The following is a 9,274-nucleotide window of genomic DNA, read 5'->3' on the forward strand; positions in this document are numbered from 1 at the left end:
CGTTGGGCCGGGTCTGGTCGCTCGCCTCCGAGGGCTGGGGCTACCCCGGGCTCTTCGGCTTCGCCGACACCCTCGGCATCGCCGGCTCGCTGCACCTCGAGCTCAACCGGGTGCTCGTCGACGCCGCGGCCGACGGCACGGCGGTGACCCGCTCTCTGGCCCACGGCCTGGTCGAGACCGCCAACGACGTCAGCGGCACCGACCGCACCGCCGGCGACAACTTCCGCGCCCTCCGCACCCGGGCCGGGTCATGACCGAGGCCAGCCGGGACCCGGAGGTCTTCCTGACCCAGGTCAACGACGCGATCGAGGACGTCAACTCAGCGATCGGCGAGTTCGTCGAGCGCTCGGCCAACCTCATCAACAGCCACCTGACCGAGGCCGGCGGCATCCTCGGCACGCTGGTGGCCGGCCCTCTGGGCGGGCTCGTCGGCGGTTACCTCGGCCACGAGCTGGAGGAGCAGTTCGAGGAGGGCGTCGACCGGATCAACGAGACCTGGGAGGCCGTCTCGGAGACCATCCGGCAGTCGATCGGCGGCATGCTCGGCGACCCGCTGCGGATGTCGAGCATCGCCAGCCGCTACCGCGAGTGCGTCGACGAGCTCGGCCAGGTGCAGCAGCAGATCGAGTCGGCCGACAACTACCTCGCCGCGACGTGGACCGGCCTGGCGCACACGGCCTACGAGAACACGGGCAAGACCGCCGAGCTCGGCGACGTCGGCAACTGGTTCACCGGGGGAGCGGGGGTCGTCGTCTCGATCATCGCCACCGCCGGGGAGTCCGCGTCGGCCATCCTGGCCGAGGCCGTCAGCTACTGGGCCGACCTGAACATCGGCAAGGCCGGGGACTGGCAGAGCCTGGTCTCCCGCGTCGGCGACCGCGGCCTCGGTGTCACCGCGGTAGAGGGGGGCCGCCTCGGCGGTGGCGGCGACGGTCTCCTCGTCGTCGAGGCCGAACGGCGACACGCTCCACCAGGACGACCCACGCGCGAGCGCGACGTCGCGGACGTCGTCGAGCTCGCGGAAGGCTGCGGAGCCGAGGTCGATCGGCGCCTCGGCGCCGGTCGCGGCTGCCGCCCACGACGCCTGCAGGAACTCCTCGTTCGTCGCGTTGAGGTCGGCGGCGCGCGCCTTGACCTTCTCCGGCTCGTGCACCACCACGACGGCGTCGTCCGGGAGCAGCTCGACGAGGAGCTCCATCTCATCGACCAGGATCGGCGAGAGCGACTCCATGCCCTCGACGGCGTGCCCCTCGGCCAGCTTGCCGAACAGCTCACCCAGCGACGGGTGCTCGACGGCGAGCGCCCTGGCCCGCTCGCGGACGTCGTCGGTCAGGAGCAGCTCGCGGCACGGCGGCGCCCACAGCCGCTCCACGGGATCGGTCGTGCGCTGGTCGGCGACGGAGAACGAGCGGATCTCCTCCACCTCCTCACCCCAGAAGTCGACCCGCACGGGGTGCGCCTCGGTCGGGGGGAAGACGTCGACGATGCCGCCACGCACCGCGAACTCGCCGCGACGCTCCACGAGGTCGACCCGCACGTAGGCGGCGGCGGCCAGGTCGCGGACGACGTCGTCGAGCGGCGCCTGCTGACCGACCACCAGCTCGACGGGACGCAGGTCGGCGAGGCCCTTGACCTGCGGCTGCAGCACCGAGCGCACGGGAGCCACCACGACCCGCACCGGCGGCGCACCCGGTCCTGGGTGCACGAGACGGCGCAGGACCGCCAGGCGACGACCGACGGTGTCCGAACGCGGGGAGAGCCGCTCGTGCGGCAACGTCTCCCAGGCCGGGTACACGGCGACCGCTCCGTCGCCGAGGAGCACGGCGACGTCGGCCGCGAGCTCGTCGGCCTCGCGCGCGGTGGAGGTGACCGCCAGCACGGTGGAGGCGTCGGCCAGCGCGCGGGTCACGAACGGCTGCACCGCGGCGGGGCCCTGCACCGAGAGGGCGCGCGGACGCTCGGTGAGCGCCTCGACCAGGGGGCCGTTCAGGTGGGGCGAGAGGAGGGCGTGGAGGTCCATCTACCGGTTGAACGCGCTCTGCGTCTCGGATAGTCCGCGGGTGACGAGGCTCTCGATCGCGTCGGCGGCCTCCTCCAGGTACACGGGGAGGTCCTTGCGCTCGGTCGAGGAGTACGGCTTCAGCACGAAGTCGTGCACGCTCTGACGTCCCGGGGGTCGACCGATGCCGACGCGCACCCGGTGGAAGTCGCCGGTGCCGATCGACTGGCGGATCGACTTCAGCCCGTTGTGGCCGTTGTCGCCGCCGCCGAGCTTCAGCCGCAGGGCGCCGAAGTCGATGTCGAGCTCGTCGTGGACGACCACGAGGTGCTCGGCGTCGACGTCGAAGTACTTCATGAGCGTCGAGACCGGACCGCCGCTCTCGTTCATGTACGAGCGCGGACGGCCGAGGACGGCACGCTCACCCGCGAGCCGGCCCTCGACGACCTCGGCGCGGCCGGAGGCGTGCGCCTTAAAGCGCCCGCCCATGCGGTCCGCGAGCACGTCGGCGACCATGTACCCGACGTTGTGCCGGGTGGCGGCGTACGTGGGGCCCGGGTTCCCGAGCCCCACGACCAGCCAGGTCACGACTCGGTGTCGCCCTCGGCGTCAGCCTCGGACTCGCCCTCGGTGCTCTCGCCCTCGGCGTCCTCGGGCTCGTCACGCTCGATGCCGGCCTCGGCCTCGGCCTCCTCGAGCTCGGCCTCGATGTCGGCGGCCGTCGGGGCGGCGGTGACGTTGACGACCAGCAGGTCCTCCTCGACCGCGAGCGCGGCGCCGGAGGGCAGGGACAGGTCGGAGGCGAGCACCTGGGCGCCGACCTCGAGGCCCTCGATCGAGACCTCGACGGCCTCGGGGATGTGGGTGGCCTCGACCTCGAGCGACACGGTGGCGTTCTCGAGGACGACCAGCGTCTCGGGCTGCGCGTCGCCCTCGAGCTGGATCGCGACGTCGACGACGACCTTCTCGCCACGCTTGACGATGAGGAGGTCGGCGTGCTCGATGAAGCCCTTCAGCGGGTCGCGCTGGACCTGCTTGGGGATGGCCAGGTGCGACTCGGAGCCGACCTCGATGGAGAGCAGCGCGTTGCTGTTCTTGAGGGCGAGCATGAGCGCGTGGCCCGGCAGCGTGACGTGCACGGGGTCGGTGCCGTGGCCGTACAGGACGGCGGGGACCTGGTCGGCGCGACGGATGCGGCGGGCAGCGCCCTTGCCGAACTCGGTACGGGGCTCGGCGGGGATGGTGATCTCGGCCACGAGGGAACTCCTGGAGGTGTGGTGCGGGCGAACGATGTGGGGCGGCCGTGGACTCGGCCGGACGTCGCCCCAGCAGGTCGGACACGACACTCCGCGGAGCGCCCTGTCGATCACGGTCGGACCTGCCGACCCTCGCCGAGGCAACTGCGTCAGCGTACAGGAGCCCTCCGCCGCCAGCGAAATCGGCCACCGTCGAGGGTGTCGGATTGCTAGGGTCGGCTCATGCGGACGCCGACTTCCCCGGGCGGTCCCGGGGAGATCCCCGCGACCCCGGGCGACGGCGTGCCCCGCACCCGCAGCACGGTGGTCCCGAGCGAGGTGTTCGCGGCGCAGTTCCTGTTCCTCACCGGGCTCGCGCTGCCGGTCGTCTCCGCCCTCGTGACGTCGCTGCCGGTGCGCGAGGGCTCCTTCACCGCCGGGGTGGTGGTCGCAGGCGTCACGGCCCTCCTGACCGCCATGCTCGGGTCGCTCGGCATCGACCGCGCCGGCTCGACCGTGGTGGCGGCCACCCTCATCGCCGTGCTCGACGTGGTCGTGTGCGGCCTGCTCTACTACGCCACCCCCGGTGCCGGGTTCGCCGTGCTCGCCGTCCTGCCCGTCGCGTGGACGTCGATCCAGCTCCCCGCGCTCTCACGGGCCTGCGTGCTGGGCACGGCGCTCGCAGCGGTCGTCGTCGTGGTGACCGTGCGTGACCTGACCGGCGAGCAGTCGTGGACCACGGCCGTGACCACCCTCCTGAACCTCGCCCTGCTGTTCGCGCTGACGTCGTGGGCGGGCTCGCGCTGGACGGCGCGGAACCGCTCGCAGCGACGCCTGCTGGAGTCCCAGACCCGGCTCGTCGGCTCCGCGCTCGACTCCGCCCGCACGCAGGAGCGCACCCTCGCGGAGGTCCTCGACGTCGTCGACTTCGCCGTCGTCACGCTGGACGCGGACGGGGCGGTGACGGCCAACCGGGCCGCCGAGGCCCTCGCGCGTCGCGTCGGCGCGCCCGACGCGACGGAGGCCGTGCTGCACGCCCCGCTGTACCGGGCCGACGGCACCACGCCGCTCGCCGCGAGCGAGAAGCCGCTGGCGCTCGTCCGCTCGGGCCAGGACGTCGAGGGGCTGCTGGTCCGGCTGGGACCGCCCGGGCCTGCCCAGGTGCCGCTGAGCGTCAGCATCCGCCGCGTCACCGGTCCACGCTCGGACCGCTACGTGTTCGTGGCCCGCGACGTCAGCAAGGAGCTCGCCGACGCCCAGGCCCGCGACGACGCCGTCGCCGCCGTATCCCACGAGATCAAGACGCCCCTCACCGCCGCGCTCGGCTACCTCGAGCTGGCGCTCGCGGAGCCCGACCTCGGCGACGAGGCCCGCGAGCTCGTCGAGGTGGCGCTCGACAACACCGAGCGGATGCTGGCGCTGTCGCGCGACTTCCTGTCGGCGCGCAGCCGCACCCCCGGTGTGCCCCTGCAGCTGCTGATGGAGCCGTGCCGGCCCAGCGAGCTGGCTCGCAGCGCCGTCGAGGGCGTGCGGCCGCTGGCGACCGAGCGGCTCATCACGGTCCGTCTCGACACCCGCACCGAGTCGACCATCCCGGCCGACCCGCTGCGCCTGCGCCAGGTGCTCGACAACCTGCTGACCAACGCGGTCAAGTACAACCGCTACGACGGCACCATCGACGTCGTGGTCCAGGACGCGCACCGTGCCGACGAGGCGCTCGACCTGCCCGTGGAGGACGACATCGCCAGCGAGGGGGCGGTGGCCGTGCCCGGTGTGGAGATCGTCGTCCGCGACACCGGACGCGGCATGACGGAGGACGAGCTGGCCTCGCTGTTCACCCGCTTCTACCGCACCGACCGCGCCCGCAGCTCCGGCGTGCAGGGCACGGGCCTGGGGCTGAGCATCACCCAGGACATCGTGCGCGCCCACGGCGGCTCCGTCGACATCACGAGCCGGCTCGAGGAGGGCACCACGGTCACCGTGTGGCTCCCCGCTGCGGCCGACGAGAGCGTCGCGCGGGACGTGGCCTGATGTCCGACCTCGACCTCGTGCTCCTGGGCACGCTCGTGCCCTACCTCGCGGTGGCCGTGACCTTCTCGGTCACCACCGCCATGCGGCACAACGACCCCGCCAACCGGCTCTGGGCCGGCGGGCTCATCGCCGCCGCCGGCGCCGCCCTCGCGAGCCTCATCACCAACGACACCGTCCTGAGCTTCGAGACCGACACCGCCGGTGCAGCCTGCGGGGTCGTGGCGATCGGCCTGGTCTGGTCGGGCCTGCGCTGCTTCCGCGGTGCCGTCGCGCTCCCGGTCGCCCCGCTCGTCGTCGCGGTGGGGGTCGTGCTGCTGCGCGGCGGCCTGGAGGCGGTCGGCTCGCCGATCCTGCCCGACGGCTACCTCGCGGCGGCCGGCTTCGCGGTCGCGGGCGTCCTCGAGCTGCGCCGCAGCAGCATGCGCATGAACGTCAACGTCACCCTCCTGCAGGTCGCGCTCGGCCTGTTCGCCGGTGCCGTCGTGGTGAACGTGCTCCTCGGCCGGGTCTACCGCGGCTCGGACCACCTGCCGGCCGTGTTCCTCCTGGTCACCATGCTCGTCCTGCTGCAGCTGCTCGTCGCCATGCGCGCGGAGCGCGAGGGCGCCTGGTGGTCCGAGGACCACAGCACCGGACGAGTGTTCGGTGTGCACAGCCGGGGTCAGTTCGTGGAGGCCGCCGCCGACCGACTCGGGCGCATCCAGCTGCGCGGCGGGCACGCCGGTCTGGTCCTCGCCGAGATCACCGACCTCGTCGAGCTCAACGAGGCGTTCGGGCGCCGCGGCGGCGACCTCGCGCTCGCGACCGTGGCCGACACGCTGCGCCGTCACGTGCCCGCCTGGTCCGTGCTCGGGTACCTCGGCGTCGGCAGGTTCGCCGTCCTCGCACCCGCGGAGACCCCCGAGCGGACCGCCGAGATCGCCGCCGCGGTCGAGCGCGCCGTCTACACGCGCTCGAACGAGGCCCTCGGCGAGCAGGACGTGCCCGTCCCCGTGCTGTTCGGCACCTCCGACACCTTCACCACCGCGCCCGACCTCGACGCGCTGCTCGCGGAGGCCGGCTACGTCCCGCGCACTTGAGCAGATCTTGAGCAGACCTTGAGGCAGGACCGCGGCGTTTCCTGAGGTCGGCGCACCAGGATGGGGTGACGCCCACCGTGCAGGAGCCCCTGTGTCCCACGACGCCCTCGGTCCCATGGACCGACACCCCACCGCCTTCGACCTCAGCGACGAGGCGCTGCACCGCGCCCTCGGCACCGCCGTCGAGGAGGTCGCGGGCAGCATCAAGCCGCGCGCGACGGTCGCCTGCGTCGTGCCGTCGTACAACGAGGCCGAGACCATCGCGTCCGTGCTCGACGCGCTCCTGGTGCAGACCCGACTGCCGGACGTCATCCACGTCGTCGTCAACAACACCACCGACGAGACCGTCGAGATCGCCAGCCACTACGCCGGCCAGCACCTCATGGAGCGCCCCGAGGGCACGCAGCTGGTCGAGATCTTCGTGCACGACATCGGCGAGAACCCCGACAAGAAGGTCGGCGCGCTGAACTACGGCTTCTTCCTGGCGGAGGGCTGCGACTACATCATCGGCGTCGACGGCGACACGACGCCCGAGCCGACGGCCGTCAAGGACCTGGTCGACGAGATCACCAGCGACGACCGCATCGGCGGCATCTCGGCGATCTACAGCATCGACGACAGCGCCCTGCCGACGACGATGGCCAAGTTCCTGACGGCCGGCCAGCGCGCGCAGTTCGCCGCCTTCAACATGCAGAACCTGCTGCGCGGCCGCAACATGGCGGTCCTCGGCGGCCAGTTCTCGATCTTCGCCACGCAGGCGCTGCGCGACGTCATGACGCAGACGCACCAGCGGGCCCCGTGGGTCAAGGACAGCGAGGTCGAGGACTCGCTGCTGTCGCTGCAGATCAAGAGCGCCGGCTACCTGACGAAGATCAGCGCCACCGCGCGCGCCCACGTGGGCGGCATGAACACGCTGCGCTCCCTGGACGCCCAGCAGGTCAAGTGGAACTTCGGCGCCATCGAGCTCATGTGGCCCGGCCAGCGCGGCGACACGAAGGGCCAGCCCTTCCACCCCAACCTGCGGCTGCGCTGGTTCGAGCACATGTCGATGGTGCTCAACATCATCACGCGGCTCATGTTCTTCAGCCTGCTGCTCGCGTCGCTCTCGATCCACGCGTTCGTCTTCAGCCCCTGGTGGCTCGTGCCGCCGGTCGTGGCGATCCTGCTGAACTACCGGGTCGCGCGGTCGATGCACTACGGCCACCGGCGCGACATCCTGTTCGCCGTGCTGCTCCTGCCGGCCGAAATCTACATGTGGATCCGTATCGGCCACTTCCTGCGGGCGTGGACGAAGTTCGCGAGCCGCAAGCAGACCGACAACTGGGCCGCCCAGGCCAAGGCCGAGCGCGGCTCGGGCAACAGCTACCTCTACCCCTTCGCGATCGCCCTGCTGGGCTTCGTCGCGGCCGCCGCCGTCTGGTTCCAGGTCCCGATCGACCTGCAGTCCTCCATCCTGGCCGTTGGCTGGCCGATCCTCGGTGTCATCACCGTCGCCCAGACCTTCTGGATGGGCATCAAGATCCTGCGCAACTACCGTGGCTACACGGTCTGAGCGCCTCCTCCATCCCCCTCGTCCTCTCGAAGGAAGCACACCCGTGACCAGCGCACCTCGCCGTCCCCTGCCCGTCGCCCGCGCGACGTCGACCGTCGTCCTCGCCCTCGTGGCGTCGCTGGTCCTCGGCGCCTGCAGCCTCGTCGACCGCGAGCCGGCACCCGCCGCCACCCCGACCACTCCCAGTTCACGCGCGACGGCACGTTCCAGTCGCACGTGAAGGTCGGCACCCTCGACTTCGTCTACACGATCTGGCCGACCAAGTCGACGCCGCGAACCAACGAGTGGTACCCCCTGGGCGACAAGTACTTCTCCTTCACGCTGCAGGCCTACGACCTGTCGCGCAGGCTGCGTGACCCGTTCCGCACGAAGCGGCGCGTCTACCTCGGGAAGATCCAGGTGTCGTCGGCCACCACGACCTCCTCGGGCGAGGTCGAGAACCCGTACACGCTCGACGCCGACGCACGACGCATCACCTTCGACCCGGAGCCGGTCGCCTCGCGCTACGGCATGCTCATCACGTCGCCGAAGGGCGCCTTCGAGCTGCGCAACCAGAAGATCGGCCCGCTCGCCGCGGACACCAAGGGCGTGACCCTGACCTTCAAGGCGACGGTGTGGATCCAGCGTCGCGCCGGCAGCCGGGAGTACGTGCCCGAGCTGGTGACGCAGGAGGTCCCGATCGCGATCTTCGCCTCCAAGACCCCCACCGAGGCCCAGAAGATCCCGATCAACGCCAACTGACGCGGGTGCCGGACGAGGACGCCGGGCGGGCTGGACCGCTCAGGCGTCCTCGGCCATGCGGTACCCGACGCCGCGGACCGTCTCGATCCACCGCGGCGTGGTGCTGGAGTCGCCGAGCTTGCGCCGCACGTTCGCCATGTGCACCTCGACGGCGCGCTTGTCGGCCTCGTTGACGAAGTAGGTCGTGACGTAGTTCTGCCCCCGCAGGGTCAGGACGAGGTCGGCCTTGCTGCGCACCCGACGACCGGTCGCCATCAGCGAGGCGACGAGGTCGAACTCGGTCCGGGTCAGGTCGACGGTGCGGCCGTCGACCGTGACCGTGCGGGTGTCGACGTTGACCGCGAGCCCGTTGCAGCGCATCCAGGCGTCGTTGCCGGTCTGGGCCGGCGGCGGCGCACCGGCGTGGACGGCCGGCGCGTGGCTCACCGCGTGCCCGCCCGCCTGGTGGGTCGGATAGGCGGGCCCGGGGTCGAGCGGCGGGGCCACCGGCTGGGGCGCGGCCTGGTAGCGCGGGCCAGGGTCGGTGTACGGAGCCTGCTGCTGCGGGACGTCGCCGTAGCGGGGCTCCGGGTACGCCGGCGCGGGGGGCTGGCGCTCGGCGTAGGTCGGCTCGGGATAGCCCGGCTCGGGGTAGGCG

At 72.0% G+C, this 9,274-nt stretch carries 10 protein-coding genes; 6 read left to right on the forward strand and 4 right to left on the reverse strand.

Features of this window, described 5'->3' with window-relative positions; all coding sequences use genetic code 11:
* A partial coding sequence (locus A6Q79_RS13225) for a hypothetical protein (protein ID WP_317698595.1) occupies positions 1–254 on the forward strand: 254 nt, incomplete at its 5' end.
* Between the two features lie 65 nt (positions 255–319).
* Here A6Q79_RS13225 and A6Q79_RS13230 read toward each other — a convergent pair.
* Genes A6Q79_RS13230 through A6Q79_RS13240 form a run of 3 tightly spaced genes read right to left on the reverse strand, consistent with a single transcriptional unit; the run spans position 320 to position 3,255 of the window.
* Positions 320–2,020, reverse strand: a complete 1,701-nt coding sequence (locus A6Q79_RS13230) for a hypothetical protein (RefSeq protein WP_317698596.1) — start codon at positions 2,018–2,020, stop codon at positions 320–322.
* A complete protein-coding gene (pth, locus tag A6Q79_RS13235) occupies positions 2,021–2,587 on the reverse strand; it encodes an aminoacyl-tRNA hydrolase (RefSeq protein WP_067855368.1) in 567 nt (188 codons plus the stop codon).
* Positions 2,584–3,255, reverse strand: a complete 672-nt coding sequence (locus A6Q79_RS13240; protein WP_067855365.1) for a 50S ribosomal protein L25/general stress protein Ctc — start codon at positions 3,253–3,255, stop codon at positions 2,584–2,586. The genes pth and A6Q79_RS13240 overlap by 4 nt, the downstream gene beginning before the upstream one ends.
* A gap of 222 nt (positions 3,256–3,477) precedes the next feature.
* On the opposite strand from A6Q79_RS13240, the gene A6Q79_RS13245 reads away from it, so the two are divergent.
* The 5 genes from A6Q79_RS13245 to A6Q79_RS13265 all read left to right on the forward strand — a co-directional run bounded on the left by A6Q79_RS13245 (position 3,478) and on the right by A6Q79_RS13265 (position 8,637).
* On the forward strand, positions 3,478–5,265 hold the full coding sequence (locus A6Q79_RS13245; protein WP_317698597.1) for a HAMP domain-containing sensor histidine kinase: 1,788 nt from the start codon (positions 3,478–3,480) through the stop codon (positions 5,263–5,265).
* A complete protein-coding gene (locus A6Q79_RS13250) occupies positions 5,265–6,344 on the forward strand; it encodes a diguanylate cyclase (protein WP_286690570.1) in 1,080 nt (359 codons plus the stop codon). The genes A6Q79_RS13245 and A6Q79_RS13250 overlap by 1 nt, the downstream gene beginning before the upstream one ends.
* A 115-nt stretch (positions 6,345–6,459) precedes the next feature.
* Positions 6,460–7,896 (forward strand): glycosyltransferase, encoded by a 1,437-nt coding sequence (locus A6Q79_RS13255; protein WP_067861353.1) that lies wholly within the window; start codon positions 6,460–6,462, stop codon positions 7,894–7,896.
* A gap of 43 nt (positions 7,897–7,939) precedes the next feature.
* Complete coding sequence (locus A6Q79_RS13260; protein WP_317698598.1) at positions 7,940–8,116, forward strand: hypothetical protein; 177 nt, start codon at positions 7,940–7,942, stop codon at positions 8,114–8,116.
* Positions 8,113–8,637 (forward strand): hypothetical protein, encoded by a 525-nt coding sequence (locus tag A6Q79_RS13265; RefSeq protein WP_317698599.1) that lies wholly within the window; start codon positions 8,113–8,115, stop codon positions 8,635–8,637. Before A6Q79_RS13260 ends, A6Q79_RS13265 begins: the two co-directional genes overlap by 4 nt.
* Before the next feature lie 39 nt (positions 8,638–8,676).
* On the opposite strand, the gene A6Q79_RS13270 is transcribed toward A6Q79_RS13265, so the two are convergent.
* A partial coding sequence (locus A6Q79_RS13270; RefSeq protein WP_317698600.1) for a winged helix-turn-helix domain-containing protein occupies positions 8,677–9,274 on the reverse strand: 598 nt, incomplete at its 5' end.

It is taken from the genome of Aeromicrobium sp. REDSEA-S32_B7 (assembly GCF_001626145.1).
Lineage (GTDB): Bacteria > Actinomycetota > Actinomycetes > Propionibacteriales > Nocardioidaceae > Aeromicrobium > Aeromicrobium erythreum.